General features: G+C 68.1%; 17 protein-coding genes and 3 pseudogenes. 15 read left to right on the top strand and 5 right to left on the bottom strand.

All coding sequences use genetic code 11. The annotated features are described in order from the left end of the window. Positions 1-3 precede the first annotated feature (3 nt). From ACKUB9_RS28395 to ACKUB9_RS28385, 3 genes are all read left to right on the top strand, one after another. Positions 4-678, top strand: a complete 675-nt coding sequence (locus tag ACKUB9_RS28395; protein ID WP_407529362.1) for a VOC family protein — start codon at positions 4-6, stop codon at positions 676-678. 135 nt (positions 679-813) lie between these two features. Then, complete coding sequence (locus ACKUB9_RS28390) at positions 814-1,800, top strand: IS481 family transposase (RefSeq protein WP_407529361.1); 987 nt, start codon at positions 814-816, stop codon at positions 1,798-1,800. 15 nt (positions 1,801-1,815) lie between these two features. Continuing rightward, positions 1,816-2,259 carry an alpha/beta fold hydrolase gene (locus tag ACKUB9_RS28385; protein ID WP_407529360.1) on the top strand — a complete coding sequence of 148 codons (444 nt, stop codon included), beginning with the start codon at positions 1,816-1,818 and terminating at the stop codon, positions 2,257-2,259. Positions 2,260-2,369: 110 nt separating this feature from the next. Here the strand turns inward: ACKUB9_RS28385 and ACKUB9_RS28380 are convergent, their stop codons facing one another. Beyond that, entirely contained in the window at positions 2,370-3,263 is an 894-nt protein-coding gene (locus tag ACKUB9_RS28380; RefSeq protein ID WP_407529359.1) for a LysR family transcriptional regulator, read from the bottom strand. Positions 3,264-3,421: 158 nt separating this feature from the next. On the opposite strand from ACKUB9_RS28380, the gene ACKUB9_RS28375 reads away from it, so the two are divergent. From ACKUB9_RS28375 to ACKUB9_RS28350, 6 genes are all read left to right on the top strand, one after another. Beyond that, positions 3,422-3,889, top strand: coding sequence for an aldo-keto reductase family protein (locus ACKUB9_RS28375; protein ID WP_407529358.1), 468 nt, complete (start codon positions 3,422-3,424; stop codon positions 3,887-3,889). A 153-nt stretch (positions 3,890-4,042) separates the two neighbouring features. Beyond that, positions 4,043-4,561, top strand: coding sequence for a DoxX family protein (locus ACKUB9_RS28370; RefSeq protein ID WP_407529357.1), 519 nt, complete (start codon positions 4,043-4,045; stop codon positions 4,559-4,561). A 187-nt stretch (positions 4,562-4,748) separates the two neighbouring features. Beyond that, positions 4,749-5,234 (top strand): (2Fe-2S)-binding protein, encoded by a 486-nt coding sequence (locus ACKUB9_RS28365; protein ID WP_407529356.1) that lies wholly within the window; start codon positions 4,749-4,751, stop codon positions 5,232-5,234. Between the two features lie 4 nt (positions 5,235-5,238). After that, positions 5,239-6,234, top strand: coding sequence for an FAD binding domain-containing protein (locus ACKUB9_RS28360; RefSeq protein WP_407529355.1), 996 nt, complete (start codon positions 5,239-5,241; stop codon positions 6,232-6,234). Positions 6,235-6,239: 5 nt separating this feature from the next. Then, positions 6,240-8,450 carry a xanthine dehydrogenase family protein molybdopterin-binding subunit gene (locus ACKUB9_RS28355; RefSeq protein WP_407529353.1) on the top strand — a complete coding sequence of 737 codons (2,211 nt, stop codon included), beginning with the start codon at positions 6,240-6,242 and terminating at the stop codon, positions 8,448-8,450. Positions 8,451-8,526: 76 nt separating this feature from the next. Further along, positions 8,527-10,368, top strand: coding sequence for an adenylate/guanylate cyclase domain-containing protein (locus tag ACKUB9_RS28350; protein WP_410823927.1), 1,842 nt, complete (start codon positions 8,527-8,529; stop codon positions 10,366-10,368). Between the two features lie 244 nt (positions 10,369-10,612). Here ACKUB9_RS28350 and ACKUB9_RS28345 read toward each other — a convergent pair whose 3' ends face one another. Together ACKUB9_RS28345 and ACKUB9_RS28340 are read right to left on the bottom strand one after the other, a co-directional pair. Then, the gene (locus tag ACKUB9_RS28345) at positions 10,613-11,035 is read right to left on the bottom strand and encodes a transposase (RefSeq protein ID WP_407529391.1); all 423 of its coding nucleotides are present in this window, start codon (positions 11,033-11,035) and stop codon (positions 10,613-10,615) included. A gap of 264 nt (positions 11,036-11,299) precedes the next feature. Continuing rightward, positions 11,300-12,557 (bottom strand): annotated as a pseudogene (locus ACKUB9_RS28340) (IS256 family transposase). A gap of 96 nt (positions 12,558-12,653) precedes the next feature. Between ACKUB9_RS28340 and ACKUB9_RS28335 the strand changes: the two are divergent. Continuing rightward, a pseudogene (locus ACKUB9_RS28335) lies at positions 12,654-13,697 on the top strand (IS110 family RNA-guided transposase). A gap of 252 nt (positions 13,698-13,949) precedes the next feature. Here ACKUB9_RS28335 and ACKUB9_RS28330 read toward each other — a convergent pair. Then, positions 13,950-14,315 (bottom strand): annotated as a pseudogene (locus tag ACKUB9_RS28330) (transposase); the annotation flags it as partial. Positions 14,316-14,525: 210 nt separating this feature from the next. Between ACKUB9_RS28330 and ACKUB9_RS28325 the strand changes: the two are divergent. The 3 genes from ACKUB9_RS28325 to ACKUB9_RS28315 all read left to right on the top strand — a co-directional run bounded on the left by ACKUB9_RS28325 (position 14,526) and on the right by ACKUB9_RS28315 (position 19,625). Continuing rightward, complete coding sequence (locus ACKUB9_RS28325; RefSeq protein WP_407529351.1) at positions 14,526-15,440, top strand: DUF6671 family protein; 915 nt, start codon at positions 14,526-14,528, stop codon at positions 15,438-15,440. Positions 15,441-15,619: 179 nt separating this feature from the next. Continuing rightward, positions 15,620-17,179 (top strand): NADH-quinone oxidoreductase subunit L, encoded by a 1,560-nt coding sequence (locus ACKUB9_RS28320; RefSeq protein ID WP_407529350.1) that lies wholly within the window; start codon positions 15,620-15,622, stop codon positions 17,177-17,179. Positions 17,180-17,198: 19 nt separating this feature from the next. After that, positions 17,199-19,625, top strand: a complete 2,427-nt coding sequence (locus ACKUB9_RS28315; RefSeq protein ID WP_407529349.1) for a YbcC family protein — start codon at positions 17,199-17,201, stop codon at positions 19,623-19,625. Between the two features lie 125 nt (positions 19,626-19,750). Here the strand turns inward: ACKUB9_RS28315 and ACKUB9_RS28310 are convergent, their stop codons facing one another. Next, a complete protein-coding gene (locus tag ACKUB9_RS28310; protein ID WP_407529347.1) occupies positions 19,751-20,656 on the bottom strand; it encodes a LysR family transcriptional regulator in 906 nt (301 codons plus the stop codon). Between the two features lie 304 nt (positions 20,657-20,960). Between ACKUB9_RS28310 and ACKUB9_RS28305 the strand changes: the two genes are divergently transcribed. Further along, positions 20,961-21,290, top strand: a complete 330-nt coding sequence (locus tag ACKUB9_RS28305) for a hypothetical protein (protein ID WP_407529345.1) — start codon at positions 20,961-20,963, stop codon at positions 21,288-21,290. 186 nt (positions 21,291-21,476) lie between these two features. After that, positions 21,477-21,910: carboxyl transferase domain-containing protein (locus tag ACKUB9_RS28300; RefSeq protein WP_410825967.1), on the top strand; the 434-nt coding region annotated here is incomplete at its 3' end.

Genomic DNA, 21,910 nt, shown 5'->3' with positions numbered 1-21,910 from the left:
TCAATGATGACCAGACGATCGGCGATCGCGGCGTGCGGATGTTGTGCGGTCACTATGGGAGTGTCGGCATCTGCTGCACATGGGCAAGGCAATGCGTCAGGCGGCGGCAGAACTTCAAACCCTGGCCCTGCCCAGTCGCCACGAGCCAGCGCCACGGGCGAGCGCGCTGACGGTTCGGGCCTTCCCGACGTTCATCACGTCGCATTCGTCGTGGCCGACCGTGACAAGGCGCTCGCCAGCTTCGGGAACGCGTACGGTTTCGGTCGAGCGCACAAGTTCGATCTGAAATCTCCAACGGCACGGGTATCCAACGGCGTTGTCGGGTTCAACCTCCGCGCCGGTTTCGTCTGGTCAGGCAACACCCTGCTCGAGTTCCTCGAACCCGTGGACGACCGCTCACCGCATGCGACATGGCTACGCGAGCGCGGCGAGGGCATGCACCACCTCGGCTATCTGGTGCGCTCGGTCGACCACGAACTCGACGCGATCGCCACCGCACGAGGCGGGGTTCGACCGCCGCTCCTCGTTCAGGGCGATGGCAGCGAAGCCGTGCGCTGGGTGTACCTCGAATCCGGAGTCGCGAACGGCGCGGTGATCGAGTTGATCGAGCGCAGCCCGGCAGCCGAGCGGTTCTTCGAGCAGATCTACAAGGTCACTGGTGGCCGGATGCCGCTCTAGCTAGATCAGCGTCGCCATAGAGTGTTCTAGGTGTTTGGTAGCGGAACGTTGTTGGGATCAGGCCCGTTGAGCGATTGAGGAGCATGCCTGGCGCTTCGAGCCGGACCGGCGCTCCTCAGCCAGGAGGGCGCGCTGATGCTCGCAATCCACCCCAACGCCCGCACCACCCCGGCCGTGCGCGCCGAGATCGCCCGCTCAGTCGAGCCGTCCGGCGTGCTGGCCAAGCGCTACGGTGTTTCCGCCGAGACCATCCGCAAATGGCGCAAACGCGGGCCCGACGACTGCCAGGACCGTTCCGCCCGACCTCACAAGCTGCCTTGGAAAGCCAGCGATGAGGAGCGCGCCATCGTGTGCGCGCTCCGCCGCAGCACCGGCTTCCCGCTCGACGATCTCACCTTCATCGTCAGCCACTTCCTGCCCCACCTGAACCGGGATGCCGTCTACCGCATCCTCAAGGCCGAGGGCCTCAACCGCCTCCCGCCCGCTGATCGCTCCCGCAAGCCGCACAGCGCCTTCAAGGACTACGAGGTCGGCTTCGTGCATATGGACGTGAAGCACCTGCCCAAGCTGCAGGATCGCGACCGCGTCGCGCGCAAACGTTACCTGTATGTCGCGATCGATCGTGCCTCACGGTACGTGCACCTGGCCGTCAAAGATGATGAGACCGCTGCTTCAGCCGTGGCTTTCCTGGAGGAGGCGCTCGCGGCCTTACCCTTCCGGGTCACGCACCTGCTGACGGATCGCGGCTCCTGCTTCACCGCGGATGGCTTCGAGGCGGCCTGCCGGCAGCACAAGATCGCGCATCGCACCACGCGGCCCTATACGCCGCGCACCAACGGGATGGTGGAGCGCTTCAACGGACGTGTGCAACGTGAGGTGCTGGGCATTACGCTCTACAACCATCGTGATCTTGAAACAGTGCTGGCCGGCTTCAACGCGGCCTATAACGGTCGCCGTCAGCGCGTCCTGAAGGGGCGATCACCAGACACAATCCTGCGTGAGCGGCTGAAGGCGAAGCCGGAGCTGGCCAAGCCCGTCACCAAGCCGCCTGATCCGGACGCGCTCCCCGCAGCGCTCAAGGTTGTCGCAGACGCCAAGGAGGTCTCGCATCCAGACAGCTAGGCCGTCCTCGACGCGATGGCCGGTCCCTTCCTGGCGGCCGGCCACTCGATGGGCGGCCGCGTCGCGCTCGAGATCGTGCGGCAGGCGCCGGACCGCGTCGCCGGCTTGGGTCTCCTGAACACGGGCGTCCATCCCGCGGCCGAGGGCGGGGCCGCGAAACGGCAGGAACTGGTCGATCTCGCCTACGCGAAGGGCAACCGGGCGCTGGCCGGGCAATGGCTGCCGCCAATGCTCTCACCCAACCGCGTCAAAGACCTGCGGCTGGTCGCCTCCTTGATCGAGATGGTGTGCCGCTCGACGCCGGAGATCTTCGAGCGGCAGGTCGGAGCGCTGCTGCGGCGGCCGGACGCGCGAGAAGGCCTGGATCGGATCGCCTGCCCAGCCATCCTGGCGAGCGGAACGGCCGACGGCTGCAGCCCTCTCGCCCGGCACGAGGAAATGGCGCGCCATCGCCGGTAGCAGGCTCGTGCCGATCGAAGGCAGCGGGCACATTTCGCCGGTCGAGCGGCCCGCCGTGTCCGACGTCCTCCTATCGATGCTGGCTGCCAGACCGGACCGCGGAAGCGCGTTTAAAACTTGTAGGCGCGCACGTGGTCCAGGAAGGCCTTCAGGGACGCGCTGTGATAGCGCCGGCTCGGGTAGTAGAGATGCCAGCTCGGCAGCTTCGGGCTCCAATCCCGGAGGAGCTCGACCAGAGCGCCGACCCCGACCTGCGCCCGCACGTAATCCTCGAAGACGTGCGCGATGCCCTGTCCGGCGAGCGCCGCCTGCAGCTCTTGGTGCGCCGAGCTCAACGTGAGCCGCCCCTGGGGCGTGACTTCCAGTACATCCTTCTTCCGCGCGAAGTGCCAGGTCGCGATCGTTCCGCCGGGAAAGCGGCGCCGGATGCAGTCGTGGCCGGTCAGATCGTGCGGCGTCAGCGGCGTGCCCCGCCGCTCCAGGTATCCAGGCGAGGCGACGATGGCGTAGCGCAGCGAAGGCCCGAGCGGGGTCGCGATCATGTCCTGCGCCACCTGCCGCCCGAAGCGGACGCCAGCGTCGAAGCCCTGCGCAACGATGTCGACAACCGCTGCGTCGCTAACAATCTCGACCTTCACGTCCGGGTAGGCTCGCATGAAGTCGAAGGCGATGGGGCAGAGCACGTGGTCGACGGCCGGGCCCGGCGCGTTGATGCGCACCGTGCCCGATGGGCAGTCCCGAAGTTCGTCAAGGTCGTCGAGCGCCAGCCGGATGTCGGCGAGTGCCGGGGCGAGGCGCTGTAGCAGGCGCTCGCCGGCGCTGGTTGGGGCGACGCTCCGAGTCGTCCGATTGAGCAGGCGGATACCCAGCGCGTGCTCCAAGGAGCTGACGGTCTGGCTAAGTGCCGAGGAGGAGACGCCCCGCTCTGCGGCCGCGGCCCGGAAGCCGCCGCAGCGGACGATGGCGGCAAAGGCGTCCAGGCTGTCGAGGCGAAGCGATGGCATTGCGAAGTCGCGCTCAAGAACCGACGAGGTTTTGTCCTCTTATCCGCTCGCTCACCCGATGTCATGTGTCGGTGGGCGCGGATGACGGAGGGTGGCCGGCATCGTGCGTCGTCGGAACGCCGGGATCAACTTCGAATGGCGTCGGGACGAGGAAGGCCGTGACCGCGTCGGCCTTGCCGCCCTTCATCGTGATGTATGCGATCAGGCGCGGCGAGCCGGCGTGGCCTCGTGAGAGGACTCGAGGTCGGCTCGGCGGCGTCCGCGGCCATCTCGTCCCTCGGGGCGGGATACGCTCCTCAGGCCGTGGGGGCCGTCCGCTGCCCGACGTCGCGAAGGAGTCCGACGCTGAGACCTGGGCGGAGTTCTGCCTGAAATGCGTGATCGCGCACTCGACCGTGACCTGCGCGCTGCCCTCCACCGCGAACCCGGCCCACGCTCGCGAGAACGTCGGCGCTCCGACCGGCACGCTGCCGACGCCCGCCATGCGTCGCGTGGTCGCGCACATGGAGACGATCCTGGGCTTCCACGACCTCGCTTGTATGCCCTGGTACCCTGACAAGAACTACTCGGGGGTTATGCCACGCGCACGCCGAGGTCCGCGCGGGCGGCACGATCGCCTCGAATAAGGCCCACGCGTCGGCGCACCGATCCGCGTAAGGTAAGTCCAACTAATCAACGCGTTAAGAAAGAGCTAGCTTATCGCGCAATCGAACTCGGCTTACTTGCATTGTGAGAGTTCACGCCCACGCGGCGTCGACGAGAGCGGATGGAGTTCCGAGATGAAGACCGGAGCGCTGGACCTGCACGGGGCGGACGTTGCCGAGCCAAGGATGACGGACGGGGGGAGGCTGCTGTTCCCTGGGCTGGCGCCCCTCTACGCAAGCATGGAAGGCGTCGGCTACGCCATCCTCCGCGTCGGCTTCGGCCTGACCCTCTTCACGCACGGTCTGCCGAAGCTGCTGGGCGTCCCGCACGGCTCGATGGCCAATCCGATGGCCGGCAGTACGAACCTGATAGCGAACGTGCTGCACATGCCGTTCGCCCCGCAGCTGGCGTACTTCGTGATGCTGTTGGAGACGTTCGGCAGCCTTGCGCTGGCCGCCGGCCTGCTGACTCGGCTCGTCGCGCCAATGTTCGGCGTGCAGATGCTTGCCATTTGCTTCGCGCTCGGACCGACTTACCCCTGGATCGACCGCGGCATCGAGTATCCCATCGTGTTGGGCCTCATCGCCCTCTACGTCTCGTTCCGCGGCGGCGGCCGGTTCTCGGCGGACCGTCTGCTCGGCCGCCAGCTCTGAAAACGGACGTCTCATCGCCGACGATCCTCTCGCGAGCGGAGATCCTCGCATGTCAATCAGCTCTGAAGATGGCGCGTCCCGGGACCGCGCGGCCCCTTGGGCGCAGCAGACGCGCCGGGAAGTTCTCGCGGCGGTCGCCGCGGTCCCGGTCCTCGGCCCGATCGCCGGCGCCACGGCCCAGACGGGCATGGACGGCATCATGAGCCGGGTAACCCTAGTCGTGAACGGCAGGCGTCGCTCGCTCGAGATCGATCCGCGGACCTCGCTGCTCGACCTCCTTCGCGAGCGGCTCGCGCTCACCGGAGCGAAGAAAGGCTGCGACCACGGCCAGTGTGGGGCCTGCACCGTGCATCTCGACGGCCGGCGCGTCGCCTCCTGCCTCACGCTCGGCCTCCAGGCGGAGGGGAGAGCGGTGACGACTATCGAGGGCCTGTCATCCGCGGAAGGTCCACTGCACCCGATGCAGCAGGCCTTTATCGACCACGACGCGCTGCAATGCGGCTACTGCACCCCGGGGCAGATCATGGCCGCGGTCGCTTGCGTGCGCGAGGGACACGCGACCTCCCCCGACGAGATCCGCGAGTACATGAGCGGCAACCTGTGCCGCTGCGGCGCCTATGTCGGCATCATCGCGGCTATCGAGGACGCCGCGCCCAAGATGGGGAAGGCCTGAGGCCATGCAGCCGTTCACCTACGTCAAGCCCTCGACCGTTCCCGAAGCGGTGCTCGCCGTCGCGGCCGGCGGCCCGAGCACGCGGTTCATCGCCGGCGGCACCTCGCTCTACGACCTCATGAAGCTGAACGTCGAGGCGCCCACCCGCGTCGTCGACATCACAGGCCTCAAGGAGCTCCACAGCTTCGACACGTCCGGCTCGCGGGAACTCGTGTTCGGCGCGCTCGCCAGGATGAGCGACGTCGCCGAGGACGGGCGCATCAAGCGCGATTTCCCGGCCCTGGCCGAGTCGCTGTCGAAGGCCGCCTCGCAGCAGCTGCGCAACATGGCGAGCGTCGGCGGCAACCTGCTCCAGCGCACGCGCTGCCCGTACTTCCGCCACGGCGAGCCTTTCGCCTGCAACAAGCGGGCGCCCGGCAGCGGCTGCGCGGCGCAAGAAGGCCTCAACCGGGGCCACGCTCTGCTCGGGGGCAGCCAGGCCTGCATCGCGGTCTACCCCGGCGACTGGGCCATCGCGCTGGCCGCCTTCGACGCCGAGGTCGACGTGATCGGCCAGCACGGCCAGCGGACGGTCGCGCTGAACGGCCTGCACGTCGAGCCCCGCGACACGCCTCAGGTCGAGACGGTGCTGGCGCCGGACGAGCTGATCACCCGCATTCGCGTGCCGGTCAGCCGGCTGGGCCGTGCCTCGACCTACCACAAGATCAGGGACCGGGAGTCCTACGCTTTCGCGCTCACCTCTGCGGCGGTGGCGCTGCGCCTCGATGGCCAGACCGTGCGCGAGGCGCGCATCGCGCTGGGCGGGGTCGCCACCAAGCCGTGGCGCGCCCGCGAGGCAGAGCGGACGCTCGTCGGGCGGCCTCTCACCGCCGAAGCGGCGAAGGCCGCTGGCGAGGTCGCCTTCAGGGGCGCGCGCTCGACCGAGCACAATCGCTTCAGGATCGAGCTCGGCGCGCGAACCGTCGCCGACGCGCTGATGATCGCTAGGCAGAGAGTGTGACGACCATGCCCATGTCTTTCCTCAACACGCCCCGCGTCGACGCGCTCGACAAGGTGCGCGGCCGGACGCGCTACGGCGCCGACGACGCCCGGCCCGGCCTTCTCCACGCCATGCTGCTCCCGGCCACGATCGCCCGCGGCCGGGTCGCGCGCATCGACGCCCGCGCCGCCCGCGCCGCGCCCGGCGTCCGCCTCGTCCTGACGCACGAGGACCTCGGCGACCTGAAGCCCGCGGGCTTCCTCGGGAATGGCGGATTCGCCTTCCAGAACTTCCAGCCCATGCTCTCAGCAAAAATCGCCTACCGCGGCCAGCCCGTGGCGATGGTCGTCGCCGACACGCTGGAGCAGGCTGTCGAAGGCGCCCGGCTCGTCCGCCCGACCTTTGAAGCGGCGGCGTTCAACGTCGTGCTGGGCGACGCCGCCGCAACAGACATCCTCGCCCAGGCCAACTCGCCGCTGCCGAAGCCGGCCTTCGCCGACCGGACGGCGGGCGATGCCGACGCAGCCTTCGCCGCCGCTCCCGTGAAGGTTGACGCCGCGTATACAAGCCCGCCGCAGCATCAGAACCCGATGGAGCTTATCTCCACCGTAGCGGAATGGCAGGGCGACACGCTCGTCATCCACGAGGGCACCCAAAACGCCGAATCCTGCCGCCAGGGCTTGGCGCGCCAGCTCGGCCTGTCCCCCGCCCAGGTGCAGGTCCGCTCCCCGACGGTCGGCGGCGGCTTCGGCCAGAAGAATTCGCTCCAGATGCAGACGCTCCTCGCAGCCGTCGCCGCGCGCCGGCTCGGGCGACCCGTGAAGATCGTGGTGCCGCGGACCCAGCTCTTCCACAACGCGAGCTTCCGGCCCGCCAGCCGCCATCGCGTCCGCCTGGGCGCGGACCGGGCTGGCAAGCTCCTCGCGGCCATCCACGAGATCGACCACCAGACGGCCCGGCACACCCTCTTTCCCCTGGTCTACGCGGACCTTTCCGCCCGCCTGCACGGGATCGAGAACTTCCGAGGGCGCGAGCGGCTGGTGCAGATGGACACCCAGGCGCCGGGCTTCATGCGTGCGCCATTCGAGCACGCGGCGGCGTTCGCCTTCGAGAGCGCGGTGGACGAGATGGCGCAAAGCCTGGGGCAGGATCCCGTCGCCCTGCGGCTCGCCAACGACACCAAGGTCGACCCGATCACCAAGCGCCCGCTCTCCTCGCGCCACCTTGCCGAATGCCTCCGGGCTGGCGCGGAGCGTTTCGGGTGGAGCCGGCGCGACCCGGTGCCGGGCTCGATGCGGGCGGCGGATGGGACGCTGATCGGCTGGGGCGTGGCGGCCGGCGCCTACAAGGCGTCCAGCGCTCCCGCGGTCGCCAAGCTCCGGGTGACCGACGACGGCGGCGTGGTGATCGCCGTCGGCGTCCACGAGATGGGCCAGGGTATCCGCACGGCGCTCGCCAACGTGCTCGCGGCCAAGCTGGGCATCTCGCCAGAGCGCGTCACGGCGGAGATTGGCGTCACCGGCGCCACGCCGCAGCACGTCACGGCGGGCTCTTGGGGCACGGCGACCGCCGTCCCAGCCGCGAGCGAGGTGGCCGACGCCCTCCTGGCCGAACTCCGCAAGCTCGACCCCGGCGGGACCGCCCGTCAGCCGGCCGAAATCCTTAAGGCCGCCGGCCGGCCGTTCCTGGAGGTCGAGGTGCGCCGCAAGGCACCAGGCCAGCCCGACGCGATCTTCGACCGGCTCGCGGGCGGGCAGGTCGCCTCGGCCGGGCCTGCTTACCCCGAGTTCGTCTCGCTCAGCTACGTCGCCCACTTCGTCGAGGTGCGGGTCGAGTCGACGACGCGCCGGGTGCGCGTGCCCCGCGTGGTCAGCATCGTCGATTGCGGGCGCGTCGTGAGCCCGCGCACCGCCGAGAGCCAAGTGCGGGGCGGCGTGGTCTGGGGTATCGGCGCCGCGCTCCGCGAGGCGAGCGAGGTGGATGGGCGCTACGGCGGCTTCCTCAACGCCGACCTCGCGGAATACGTAATCCCGGTCAACGCCGACATCGGCGCGATCGAGGTCGACTTCATCGACGAGCCCGATCCCTTGCTCAACCGGGAGGGGGTCAAGGGCCTCGGCGAGGTCGCGATGGTCGGCCTCGCGCCGGCTATCGCCAACGCCGTCCACCACGCCACCGGGCGGCGGGTGCGCGACCTGCCGATCCGGATCGAGCACTTGGTCTCGCCATCGGCATGACGGACAGGCATCCTGCCGCGACAATGGTCCGTTCCACCGCGGGAGCCTGACGACTTGTCTTGTACGAGAACGACCCGTGCGGCCTGAGCGCGAGCCCGGCGCGCCGATCGCGCGGCTGCTGCCGCTCGCCCTCGTAGGCCTCCTGCTCGCGACCGTGCTGCCGATCGTGCTACTCGGCTACCTCGGCGCGCGCGACAACACCGGCCGGCTGCTCCGCGACCGGGGCGAAGCAGTGCTCGACGTACTCGTCGACCGGGTTGCCGCCCATCTGGACCCCGTGCGCGTCCAGGTCGCCTACGTCACCGAAGCGGTCCGACAGGGCAGGCTCGACCCGCGCGACGACGCGGCCATGAGGACCTTTGTGGTCGCCGCGCTGGCCGCCACGCCCCAGACGCTGGGCGTCGGGCTGATCAGGCCCGACCTGAGGATCACCCGCTATAACCGCGCGGACTTCCGGGTCTTCGACAACACCGATCCCGCCGCTTTCCCCGCGGCCCGCAGCAGCTTGGAGGAGGCGCGCGCCGGGACTGGCCCACGATGGGCTGGTCCCGTCTGGAGCACGCTGCTCGACCAGCCGATCCTGCAACTGCGCGCGCCGCTGGTCGGCGCGGACGGCGCCTTCGAGGGTGTCCTTGTCGCCGCTGTAACGATCAAGGAGCTTTCGCGCTACCTCGGTGAGATCGCCGAAGATCTCGGCCAGACCCCGTTCATCCTCGTCGGGCGCGACCGGGTCCTAGCCCATCCCGCCCTCGCCCCCGGGGGGCAGTCGTACACGACAGGGATTGGCGAGGCGACGCGGCCCGTGACGACGTTCGAGGATCCCGTGCTCGCCCGCATCTGGACACGCGCGGCCGAGCCCCTGTCCAGCCACGCTCCGCTGCGGCGCTCGCAGGGTCACTGGAGCTGGCTCAACGACCAGGGCTACGAGGCCCACGCCTACCTCTATCGCACCATCGCGGCCTACGGCGAGGCACCGTGGACGGTCGGCCTCCATTACCCCGCCCTGGAGACGCGCCGCGAGCGCTGGGTGGTGATTGGGATCGGGCTCGGCGGAACGGCGCTGCTCGGGCTCGCCTGCCTCGCGGCGATTGTCGCCGCGAGGCGCCTGGCGCGGCCGGTGCTCGGGCTGGCCGAGACGGCGCGCCGCATCGAGGCGCTCGACTTCGACAGCGTGCGGTGCCTTCCGCGCGGGCCGGTGCGGGAGATCAACCTCGCGGCGAGCGCCATCGAGCGGATGGCCGAGGGCCTGTCCTGGTTCCAGACCTACGTGCCGCGCACGTTGGTGCGGCGCCTGATGGCGGCGGGCCACGTCCCTGGGGCGGCCGAGCAGCGCGAGGTTACGGTGATGTTCACCGACCTCGAGCGCTACACCGACTTCTCCGCGCAGCGCCCTGCGACCGAGGTCGTCGATTACCTCAACGGGCTGTTGGTCCGGATCGGCCCGATCCTCGAGGCGAGCGGGGGAACCATCGACAAGTTCATCGGTGACAGCGTGATGGCGTTCTGGGGCGCTCCTGAGGACCATCCGGACCACGCCGCCGCCGCCTGCCGCGCCGCCTGCCGGATCGCGGCCGAGGTTGAGGCCTGGAACAACGCCCGCCGTCTCGACGGCTTGCATGCCTGCCGCATGCGCATCGGGCTCCATACCGGGCCGGTCGCGGTCGGCAACGTCGGTTTCACGGGTCGGGTGGACTACACCATCGTCGGCCGCACCGTGAACGTCGCGCAGCGCCTGGAGCAGGCGGCCCGGCAGCTGTTCGAGGAGGCCGAGGTCGCGATCCTCGTCTCAGATGAGACGGCGCGCAGGGCAGGTCAGGGGTTCGCCTTCGAGCCGCGCGAGGACATACGGATCGCGTTCGTCGACGCGGTCGCGGTGCTGCGGCCGGAGGGATCCCGCGAGGCAACCCTGTCCGGATGATGGCTCACATGTTGTCGGCCAGCCAGCCGGCGACGAAGTCGACGCGGACCTGCCGGTTGTCGACGTGGGCGTGCTCGGCGCCCCTTGAATGTGCTCCGGTCGATCGAAGAGCGCCTTAACTGACGCGCCGGTGCCAGAATCGGGCTGAGCGGACCAACCCCGGCGTCGAAAGACGCAGGTCCAGACTGTAATGGCCGTCGATGCAACGAGATGGCGCGCGTCAAGGACATAATACCAACGGCCCTCATTTATGACCGATGTGGGCCCACTCGCGCAGGCCGAGGGATGTGATGGTGTTGGGTCGGGCGAGGAGCTTGTTCCACGCCTCGCAGGCTGCGTCGATGATGCGGTCGTAGGTTTCAAAGACGCGGTTCGACAGCCAGTTCCGGCGCAGATACTGCCACACGTTCTCGACCGGGTTCAGTTCCGGTGCCCGCGAGGGCAGGAACACGAGCGTCAGGTTCTTTGGGACGTCCAAATTGGCCGTGGTGTGCCAGCCGGCGCGGTCGAGCAGCAGGACTGCATGCGCACCTCTGGCCACAGTGCGGCTGATCTCCTCGCGATGCAATTGCATGGCGCTCGTCTCGGCGTAGGGCATGGCCAGTGCCGCGCCTGCCTCGGGCCGGACAGATGGCGCCAAACAGATAGACGCTCTCATAGCGCTGATCGGCGGGCTGACGCGGGCGCGTTCCGCGCCGGGCCCATTGGCGTACGTTTCCGTTCTTCTGGCCGATGCGCGCCTCGTCTTGGAACCAGATCTCGACGGGCTTGCCCCTGGGTAGATCGGCCAAGTGCGCCTTCAGCGTCTCGCGAAAGTTTTATGGGATGGCCCGCCCCTCTTTGCATCGCCGCGCTGCGCTGACGGTAATCGGAGGAGAGGAGCACAGCGATGACCATCAGAGCTATGCGGGAATTTGGGTGACGGCGGCGGTCAGGCGGCGCGGTGATCTGGGCTCGCGACGACCTCGGTCCCATCCTGGAAAGTGACACCCGCCACCACCTTCGGCAACTGGTTCTCACCCTTCAGCCGCCGCCAGGTCTTCGCGGCCGCCATGACCAGTTTGAACACCATCAGCTTGGCGGTCGTTTGCGAGAGCGCGCCCTTGGTCCGCACCGTGCGGTGTCGGACCGTAGCGAACACACTCTCGATCGGGTTCGTGGTCCGAAGATGATCCCAATGCTCGGCGGGCATGGCGTAGAAGGCCAACAGGACGTCACGATCCTTCGTCAGGCACTCGCTGGCGCGGGCGTACTTGGCTCCATACTTCTCGACGAAGACCTCCATCGCCACCTCGGCCTGGGCGCGGGTGGGCGCGCCGTGGATCTCGCGCAAATCGGCTTTCATCGTTCGCTGAACGGATTTCGGCACCTTGTTCAAGACGTTGGCGGTCTTGTGCTGCCAGCAGCGCTGATGGCGCGTGCCCGGTAACACCTCGTCGAGCGCCTTCCAGAAGCCCAATGCCCCGTCGCCCACCGCGATCTGCGGCGCGATCGACAGCCCGCGCCGCTTCACGTCCACCAGCAACTCCCGCCAGCTCTGAGCACTCTCGCGCACCCCGACCTGGAAGCCAACCAGCTCCTTCTTGCCCTCCGGCGTGGCGCCGATCAGGACCAGCATGCACTCGGCCTGCTCCTCCATCCTGGCCTGCAGGTAGACGCCGTCCGCCCAGACGTAGACGTAGTGACGGGCAGAGAGATCGCGGCCCTGCCAGCGGGCGTACTCGTCCGCCCAACTCGCCGTCAGCCGGGTGATGACGGCCGGCGAGAGGTTCGGGGCATCCTTGCCCAGGAGGGCGGCGAGCGCGTCCTGGAAGTCGCCGGTCGAGATCCCGCGCAGGTACAGGACCGGCAGCAGGGCATCCAGGCTGCGGGTGCGCCGCGCCCACTTCGGCAGGATGGTCGAGGAGAACCGGATCTGCTCCGCGGGGCTGCTCGCGCCGCGATCCCGGATGCGGACCCGCGCCACCGGCACCGGGCCGATGCCGGTCTGGATCGCGCGTTCCGGACCGTGCCCGTGGCGCACCAGGCGGGCGCGGCCATCCGGCAGCCGCAGGTCCTGCATGGCGGTGAGGAAGGCTTCAGCCTCCAGCTCGACCGCCTCGGCGAGCACCGGCCCGCAACACCTCGGTCAGGGGATCGTCGATCTCCTCGGGCTGACGCAACCGCACGACGTTGATAGGAGTGTCCATGGCGTATCGCTCTCGATGAGAGGTTCTGGCAGGCTCGACACCCGCCTCGATACGCCGCCCTCACGCCCAGCGCGTCACCCAATCTCCCGCATAGCTCTGACCATCACGGTGTTGGGCATTGATCTCGGCAAAAACACCTGCAGCGTCGCGGGTCTTGATGAGACCGGCCGAGTTGTTCTGCGGCGTCGTCTGAGCCGAGATGGCGTCGTCCGTCTCAGCGCGACGCTGCCGGCCTGCGTGATGGCGATGGAGGCCTGTTGTGGTGCCCACCATCTCGGGCGCGTGCTGCGCCAGCAGGGGCACGCGGTGCGCCTCATGTCGCCCGAGTACGTCCAGCCCTAAGTGAAAGCGCAGAAGAACGACGAGCGGGATGCCGAAGCGATCGCCGAAGCGGCTACCCGCCCGACCATGCGCTTCGTCGAACTCAAGAGCGAGGCGCAACTCGATGCTCAGATCCTGCATCGGGCGCGCACCCGCCTCGTCGGCCAGCGAACAGTCTTGATCAACCAGCTTCGCGCCGTCCTCCTGGAGCGCGGCATTGTGGTCGCGAAGGGCCGCCGGCAGCTTGAGACGCGGCTGACGGAGTTGCTCAGCGATGAGGCTGGGCCACCCATGACCCTGAGCGCACGAACCCGCCTCCTGATCGAGGACATGCGCCTGGAATGGTCCGAGCTGGATCGGCGTATCACAGCGCTCACCGCCGAGTTCGTGGCCCGAGCCCGAGATGATCAAGCCGCGCGACGCCTGGCCACCATTCCTGGCTTTGGAGCCCTGAACGCCACCGCGCTCATTGCCGCGATCGGCACCGGTGAAACCTTCCGCTGTGCGCGGGATCTGGCCGCTTGGCTTGGTCTCGTACCACGGCAGGCAACGACGGGCGGCAAGCCGCGGCTCCTCGGGATTACCAAGCGAGGCAACACTTATCTGCGCACTCTTCTGATCCATGGCGCCCGGGCGGCCCTGCCATCTCTCTCGGAGAGCCCAACCGCGATGGGCGAGTGGCTGCGCGGTCTGATCGGACGTGCTCACAAGAACACGGTCATCGTGGCACTCGCCGCGAAGCTGGCGCGCATCGCGTGGGCGGTTCTGCGCTCAGGTGAGAGCTACGCCGCCAAGCTGCCTCGGCCGGCGACGGCCTGAACGAGACAGATCGCTCGAGCGGCCCGGCTCGGCGATCTGTCATGTCTGCGGGCGGCGGACGCGAGATGGCCTGACGGTTGATCCGGCACCCTGTCATCCTGACCCCCAATATGGCGTTCGACGCCGACGCTTTTATGAGGACCAGGGTGCGCGGAACTCCATCTTGGCTGGAGCATGACCCCGAGACCGGATACGTTGGCGCAGACCGGTCAGATCACCTCGCAAAATCCGGTTGCAGACGGGGCGGGCCATACGTTTGGGGGCGGTGACGCGCTCCACCGCCTCGCGCAAGATCTCGTTTTCGAGCGTCTTCTTACCCAGGAGGCGCTGCAGTTCGCGGATCTGCTGTTGCGCGGCGCGGTACTCGGAGGCTGGCATGACCTCCTCGCCAGCGCCGGCTGCCGTGAATGCGCCTTGGGCCATCAGCCTGCGCCAGGTGAAGCGTTGGTTGGCGCTGATGCCGTAGCGGCGACCGATGATCGAGACGGAGTTGCCGGGCAGGTACGTCTCTTCGACGATGCGCACCTTCTCTTGCGTCGACCAGCGTCGCCGCCGCTGGACCGACGTGATCACCTCGACGCGCTCAACGCGGGGCGGGTCGTCGTAGGGGCCAGTCATAGGGTGGACCATAAGCATCACACTTCCATAAGTGCGAGGCCCTGTCCGGCCTATTTGGGGGCTACCTCACAGAGTTCCATGAAGTACTTGAATGAAAATTTATGCTTGTGACGATAACGTTAATAGTGAAGAATTATCATCTTCCAAAGAAAAGAAGCCAAGCGCACCCGCTGTCCCATTGCCCGGGTATCAACGAAGCAGAGGCTGATCATGAACGACAGACCGAACACGTCACACGAGATGTCGTACGTGGACAGGCCGCAGGTACCTGTCAGCGCGCTCTATCGAGGCGCAGCGGTCGTGCTCGCGACCATGCACGGCAAGGCACAGGCCATCGCGCCGCCCTTCGCTGACCACCTCAGCCTCATCGTCAAACCATCAGTCGGCCTTGACACGGATCAGCTCGGAACCTTCTCGGGCGAGATCCCGCGTCAGGGCACCATGCTTGAGGTCGCTGTGCGCAAGGCACGACTCGGCATGCACGCGGCGGGCCTACCGCTCGGGCTTGCCAGTGAGGGCAGCTTCGGCTCTCATCCAGCGGTGCCCTTCCTGCCGGTGGGAATGGAACTGTTGGTCTTCGTCGACGAGGAGCGTGGCCTCGCGATCCATGAGAGCTTGGTGGACGAGAGCACCAACTTCGCGCACTTCGTGATAATCCCGGGCGAATCCGTCGAGCCTTTTCTGGAGCGGGTCGGCTTCCCGGCACACGGCCTAATCGTCCGCCCGAATGAGGGCAATCCGCTTCCAGCGCTGACCAAAGGGATCACTGACCAGGCTGCCCTTGAGCAGGCCGTCCGCGAAGCTGGGGCCATCTCGCCGGACGGTGCGGCACGCCTGGAGACCGACATGCGGGCTCACCTCAATCCGACCCGCATGAGGAGCCTGGGCGTGCTGGCGGAACGCTTGGCGCGCCGCGTGGCAACACTCTGCCCGACCTGCAGCGCGCCTGGTTTCGGCCGCACCGGGACGCTGAGTGGGCTGATTTGCGAGGAGTGCGATGAACCGACCGAGATGGTCGCGTCCGAGGTGTTCGGCTGCGCCGCCTGCGACCACCGGGAAGTGCGCGTGCGCAGTGACGGACTGAGCCGCGCACCGGCCCGCTCTTGTCCTCTGTGCAATCCGTGACCGCCGAAACTCTTCGAGCACCGATCCTGGGGCAGGAAGCTGACCGCTCCTGATCCTCCTCAACCGCGCTCTCTCACTTATTCATACTGTAGAACAAAATCTCACAAACAATCAATTTTTCGGAACCTCGCCCATCGGGTACGAGATCTCGTGACTCAGCCTCTCCCGAGGAGATCCTCGTGTCCATCTTCGACCTGCCGCTGCTCGCGCCCGCGGCGCTGCTGGCGTGCGCCGCAGCCTGCTTCCTGAACCCGGGCCGGCGTCCGCATCTCGTCCTTCCGCTCACGGAGGCGACGGCTCTCGCAACCCTCGCGATCGCCATCACGTCTACTGTCGTGCTGGTAGTAAGAGGGCCGGGTACCGGCTCCCTCGTTGGTCTCTACGGGATCGGCCTCTCGGTTCGGCTGGACGCGGTGAGCATCACCATGTTCCTGCTGGTCACGTTCATCGGCTGGATCGTGGTGCGCTACGCCTCGCGGTACCTCGACGGCGAGGACCGTCAGGGCGCCTTCACGGGCTGGCTCTGCCTGACGCTCGCCGCGGTGCTGCTCTTGGTGACGGCAGGCCATCTCGCCCAATTGGTCGCGGCGTGGGTCGCGACCAGTCTGTTCCTGCATCGCCTGCTGCTCTTCTACCCGGAGCGCCCCGGCGCGCGGCGCGCGGCGCGCAAGAAGTTCATCACTGCAAGGGCCGGCGACGCCGCATTGATCGTCGCGGCGGTGCTGCTGGGCATCGCCTACGGCACCGGTGATGTCGGCGTGATCCTCAGCGCGGCCCGCGCCGGCGAGGGCGGCGGACTGGCCGTTGCGGCAGCCGGCCTGCTCGCGCTCGCCGCCCTGCTCAAGTCGGCCCAGTTCCCCACGCACGGCTGGCTGATCGAGGTCATGGAGGCTCCGACCCCCGTCTCGGCGCTGCTCCACGCCGGCGTCATCAACGCGGGTGGGTTCCTGCTGATCCGCTTCGCGGACGTACTCCTCCTCGCCCCCGGCGTGCTCGCGGTTTTGGTGATGATCGGCGGCTTCACGGCCCTGTTCGGTGGCCTCGTGATGCTGACCCAGCCCTCGGTGAAGACCTCGCTCGCGTGGTCCACTGTCGCCCAGATGGGCTTCATGATCTTCGAGTGCGGGCTGGCCCTGTTCCCGCTCGCTCTGCTGCACATCGTGGCGCATTCCCTCTACAAGGCCCATGCCTTCCTGGCCTCGGGAGGCGCCGTCGAGGCGGTCGCGGCGATCCGCCGGCCGGGGCCGGTGGCCGTCCCGCGCGCCGGCGCCGTCCTGCGCGCCTTCCTGTTCGCCTTCGCCATCTTCGTCCTCGTCGGCTTCGGGCTCGGGCTGGCGCACAAGTCGCCCCAGACCCTCGCACTCGGTGCCATCCTGATCTGCGGCGTCGCCTACATGCTGGCCCAGGGGCTGGCCGACGCCGCGCCGCGGGCCCTGACGTGGCGCACCGCGGCCTACGCACTCGGCACCTCGGTCAGCTACTTCGCGCTCCAGGCGGTCGCGACGCGCGCGACGGCGGGCGTGCTGCCGGCGACGCCTGCGCCGGGGCCACTCGAATGGGCACTGATCGTGCTGGCGCTGTTGAGCTTCGGCCTGGTTGCGATCCTGCAGGCGATGTTCCCGATCTGGGCCAACCATCCCGCCGCCGCAGGGCTGCGCGTGCACCTCGCCAACGGGCTGTATGCCAACGCCGCCTTCGACCGACTGATCGGCGGCTGGTCCACCCGCCACGTCGCCTGACCGCCTCGGAGATCCCACGATGATCGAGATCGTCCACTCTCGCCCGACTGCGCACGAGGCCATCAGGGCGGCGGCCGATGCCGCGGGCCAGCTGATCCCACCCCTGTGGCCGCTGGCCTCCAGCGTCGCCGTCAATCCCTTCCTCGGGCACACCGACGAGCCGCTCTGGGCCGCTGGGGCGCGCCTCGGCCGGGCGACCGGCGCGGCGGTGACGATGCCGCGGCGCTGGTACCGCGACAGGGTTGCGTCACGCGCCATCACGGACGCGGATCTCCTGGCCGCACTGGATGACGCACCTGCCGATCTGCGCCCGGCGGACCTCGACGCCCTGAAGGCGGCGCTCCGCTCGGATGCTCACCCGGTGTGCGTCCTCCCGACCGTGGCGTCGCTCTGTGCCGAGGTGTCCGGGATCGACTGGCAGGGACTGTTCGCCGACCGGTTCACCGCCTGGGCGGCTGCTCAATTCGACGAGGGTCAGGCCTTGTGGGCGCCGCCCTCGGGAGACAGTGTGCTGGCGCTCTGGCAGAACTGGGCCCTCCACGACCTGACCCCGGAGATCGCCGGCCTCGGTGGGTTCGCGCGACACGTTGAGCAGGTGCCGGACGGGACAGCGCCCGCCCTGGCCCGCGCCGTCTCCACGCTCGGACTGAGCCCGGACGCGCTGGAGAGCTACTTCCACCAGATGTTACTGTCGCTCGGCGGCTGGGCGCAGTACGCTCGCTACCAGCTTTGGGAGGCCGAGCTTGCCGGGCGATCCGACGGAACGCTGAGGGATCTGCTCGCCATCCGGGTGATCTGGGAGGAAGCCCTGTTCTCCCGCTACGCGGACCGGATCGCCGAGCCCTGGGCGGCGGTCGCGGCCGCACACACATGGCCCGTGCGGCCGACCGCCGACCTCATCGTCGACGCCATCCTGCAGGACGCTGCGGAACGCGCCGCGCAGCGCGGGCTCGCCGCGACGCTGGCGGGTCCCTCGCTCGGAGCCGGAGCCAGCCGTCCGCTCCTGCAGGCAGCGTTCTGCATCGACGTCCGGTCGGAGGTCTTCCGCCGTGCCCTGGAATCCCTGAGCCCCACCATCCGCACCCTTGGGTTTGCCGGCTTCTTCGGCCTGCCGACCGCGCACCGGCGCTTCGCGTCCGACGTCGAGGAGCGGCGCCTGCCCGTACTGCTGCGGCCGGCGCTGCACACATGCTCGGGCGGACCTGATGTCGGCGACGCGGACGAGTCCGCACGGATCGCGGCGCGCGCGAGGCGGGCCTGGGGCCGCTTCAGGCAGGCAGCGGTGTCCTCCTTCGCCTTCGTCGAGGCGGCGGGGCCTCTCTATTTCGGCAAGCTCCTGAGCGATGCGCTCGGTCTGGGCGGCGTGGCAGCGCCTGAGGATCCGGCGCCGCGCCTCGAGCCGGCGCTCGACTTGGCATCCCGGGTCGCGACCGCGGCGAGCGTGCTGCGCGCGATGTCGCTGACGTCGAACGTTGCCCCGGTGGTGCTGCTCGTCGGGCATGGCGCCACGGTGGTCAACAACCCTCACGCCAGCGCGTTGCACTGCGGAGCCTGCGGCGGCTACTCGGGTGAGGTGAATGCGCGTCTGCTGGCGCAGCTCCTCAATGACGCACAGGTGAGAGCAGGCCTGTCGGAGCACGGCCTCGACCTGCCGTCGGACACGGTCTTCCTCGCGGCCCTGCACGACACGACGACGGACTGCGTGACGCTCTACGACGGTGATCAGCCGCGCACGATCCGCTCTCAAGATCTGGTGCAGATCCGGGGCTGGCTCGCGGCGGCGGGCGAGATCGCCCGCGCCGAGCGCGCGCTGCGTCTGCCGGGGGCGTCCATCGGGAGCGTCGTCGCTCGCCGCAGCCGCGACTGGGCCGAGACCCGCCCTGAATGGGGGCTCGCCGGCTGCAGCGCCTTCATCGCCGCACCGCGCCACCGCACCGCCGGGAGGGCGCTCCACGGGCGCGCCTTCCTGCACGAGTACGATTGGCGGCAGGACGACAGCTTCGGTGTGCTGGAGCTGATCCTGACCGCGCCGGTGGTGGTGGCGAGCTGGATCAGCCTGCAGTACTACGGCTCGACCGTCGCGCCCGCGCTGTTCGGCAGCGGCAACAAGCTGCTCCACAACGTCACGGGCGGCATCGGGGTGCTGGAGGGGAACAGCGGTCCCCTGCGGGCCGGCCTTGCCCGGCAGTCGGTGCACGACGGCGAGGATTTCGCCCACGAGCCGCTGCGGCTATCGGTCTGCATCGAGGCACCGCGCGAGGCGATCACCGACGTCCTGAGGCGTCACGCACAGGTGCGTGCCCTGTTCGATCATCGCTGGCTTCACCTGTTCGCGCTCGATCAGGACGGCCGACTGGCGTGGCGCTACGCAGGCGACCTGCGATGGACCGGCGCCGAAGGCGAGAGCGGCGTCGCGGCGGTCGTACCGCTCAGGGCAGTCGTTTGAGGTCTGGCGCTCGGGTATCGATCCAGGGGGCTTGCGCCGAAGCAAAGGCCGGCTTGGCGCAAGGGCGCACGTCACGGCGAGGGGCCGGAGCCGTGACCGAGTGCAACGCGCTCCAGCTGGGCTCATCAGTCGGCGGCTGACGCCGCGGGCGGCGGGACACTCGCGCTGATCAGCTCGTGCAGGATCGGGTTCGGGAAGCGTCGCGTCTGGACGATCGCGTAGAACCGCTCGGTGACGTCCGGAATGCGGCAATGCTCGACCAGCACGCCCGCCTGCAACTCGTCCTGCACGACGATCGGGGGAACGACGGCAACACCCTCGCCCTCGCGCGCCAGCAGGCGAAGCATGGCCATGTCGTCGACCTCTGCCTGGATGATGGGGTGGATCCCGGCCAGCGACAGTACGCGGTCGAACGCCACCCGGATCTCGCTGTCGAGGCTGGGCAGCGTCACCGGAACGGTGCGCAGGATCTCCGGGAAGCAGAGCGGTTCCGGGTTCGACCCGGGGCGTCCGACCAGGCTGACGGGCTGCTCGGCGATGAGGTGGCTGTGAAGGTCCGTGCCCGCGTCCCGGCGAACCGCGGTGGTGGCGAGGACCACGTCGAGGCTGTGCATCTCGATCTGAGCGAGCAGCTCGCGCATCGTGCCGGAGCGCACCACGAGCTCGACATCCGGGCGCCCGAGCACGGGTCGAAGGAACTCGAGCTGGAAGTTTCGCGAGAGCGTGGTCAGCGCTCCGACGCGCAGGACGTGCTGGGCGGCGCGAGGGCGGCCCTGCAGGACCTTCATCAGCTCGTTGCCGGTCTCGAAGACGGTGTCGGCGTAGTCGAGGGCGATGCGGCCCGCCTCGGTGAGGATCAGCTTCTTGCCGCGGCGCTCGAACAGGTCGTGTCCGAGCTGCTGCTCGAGCTTCTGCAGCTGAACGGAGAGGGCGGATTGCGAGAGGTTGAGGGCCTCGGCCGCACGGGTGAGGCTGCCCTCGTGCGCGATGCGATGGAACAGGCGCAGGTGGTGGTAGTTCAAGGCTGCCATGCGGTATATCTACGAAAGCGAACGATGTGTGGCAATCTTTGAATTTGTACGGCGGAAGGAGTACGCGTAGGTTTAACATGCACCGGTGAGAATGCAGTAAAATCGTCGCTAGCACGACGAAATTCTACGTCGTCAAAGAATAATAATATCTGATCTGCATGATTTTAACGCGATATGGATAAGCATGAGATTCAATGTGAAAGAACATCAGTGGGTTTTGTTATCTAATGATCAACTAATTATCTTAATATGCTTCAATCATTGAGCAGGATCCAGAGTATCGTTCGCGTGCGAAGGAATATTCATGCTTACCGGACCCGATTTAAATCCTTCTTCTGGATCGAAGGCAATATTGACATCGCCGCGTATATTGGATCTCTTTCTGCAAGGCGACCTGCTGGACGGTGACATAGACGCTGCAGTCGACGCGTATCTTGCCAATCCCACGGTGCGCTCATACGTGCTTCAATCTCTGTACCGCGTCGACTTCGATGAGATCACGGCCTCAACACTGGTTGCCGCGAAACCCTTCTCTCCCACCGCCAATGGTGACTACAGGCAGGCGCTCATGTGCGCCCTCCTGCTGCACCGGCCGCAGCTCGTACGCTCGTTCGGGGCGGAGCAGATCAGCTGAACGATCTCTGAGTGCGCTCGCCGCTCGACCGTATGTCAGCCGAGATCACGCACCTCGACAATCCATCTCACCGCAACGTGAGGCTCACCTCATGAAGCAGATCCTCGCTCTGCTGGAGCACCGCCGGAGTCATGCGCAGCTCGGCGGCGGTGGCAAGCGCGTCGCCGCTCAACATGGCAAGNCGGGCTGGCCCGGCTCGGCGGCGGCGAGAACCGGGTGGCCGCGCAGCACAAGCGCGGCAAGCTGACGGCGCGCGAGCGCATCGAACTCCTCCTCGACACCGGGTCGTTCGAGGAGTTCGACATGTTCGTGCAGCACCGCTCCGCCGATTTCGGGATGGAGAGCCAGAAAATCCCGGGCGACGGCGTCGTCACCGGCTGGGGGACCATCAACGGCCGCACCGTCTTCGTCTTCTCCAAGGACTTCACGGTCTTCGGCGGCTCGCTCTCGGAAGCGCACGCCCAGAAGATCATCAAGGTCCAGGACATGGCGCTGAAGATGCGCGCGCCGATCATCGGCCTGTTCGATGCCGGCGGCGCCCGCATCCAAGAGGGCGTGGCCGCGCTCGGCGGCTACGGCGAGGTGTTCAAGCGCAACGTGCTCGCCTCCGGCGTGATCCC

Origin of the sequence: Methylobacterium oryzisoli (genome assembly GCF_046557895.1) — a bacterium.
Taxonomy (GTDB): Bacteria; Pseudomonadota; Alphaproteobacteria; order Rhizobiales; family Beijerinckiaceae; genus Methylobacterium; species Methylobacterium oryzisoli.
This window is presented reverse-complemented; position numbering and strand designations above follow the sequence as displayed.

Bases quoted from the DNA above. Each gene is read 5' to 3' on its own strand.
- ACKUB9_RS28370 (WP_407529357.1), top strand. From the start codon at position 4,043: ATGAAGACCGGAGCGCTGGACCTGCACGGGGCGGACGTTGCCGAGCCA.
- ACKUB9_RS28325 (WP_407529351.1), top strand. From the start codon at position 14,526: ATGAACGACAGACCGAACACGTCACACGAGATGTCGTACGTGGACAGG.
- ACKUB9_RS28355 (WP_407529353.1), top strand. From the start codon at position 6,240: ATGCCCATGTCTTTCCTCAACACGCCCCGCGTCGACGCGCTCGACAAG.
- ACKUB9_RS28360 (WP_407529355.1), top strand. From the start codon at position 5,239: ATGCAGCCGTTCACCTACGTCAAGCCCTCGACCGTTCCCGAAGCGGTG.
- ACKUB9_RS28315 (WP_407529349.1), top strand. From the start codon at position 17,199: ATGATCGAGATCGTCCACTCTCGCCCGACTGCGCACGAGGCCATCAGG.
- ACKUB9_RS28385 (WP_407529360.1), top strand. From the start codon at position 1,816: ATGGCCGGTCCCTTCCTGGCGGCCGGCCACTCGATGGGCGGCCGCGTC.
- ACKUB9_RS28390 (WP_407529361.1), top strand. From the start codon at position 814: ATGCTCGCAATCCACCCCAACGCCCGCACCACCCCGGCCGTGCGCGCC.
- ACKUB9_RS28310 (WP_407529347.1), bottom strand. From the start codon at position 20,656: ATGGCAGCCTTGAACTACCACCACCTGCGCCTGTTCCATCGCATCGCG.
- ACKUB9_RS28395 (WP_407529362.1), top strand. From the start codon at position 4: ATGATGACCAGACGATCGGCGATCGCGGCGTGCGGATGTTGTGCGGTC.
- ACKUB9_RS28365 (WP_407529356.1), top strand. From the start codon at position 4,749: ATGGACGGCATCATGAGCCGGGTAACCCTAGTCGTGAACGGCAGGCGT.
- ACKUB9_RS28380 (WP_407529359.1), bottom strand. From the start codon at position 3,263: ATGCCATCGCTTCGCCTCGACAGCCTGGACGCCTTTGCCGCCATCGTC.
- ACKUB9_RS28305 (WP_407529345.1), top strand. From the start codon at position 20,961: ATGCTTACCGGACCCGATTTAAATCCTTCTTCTGGATCGAAGGCAATA.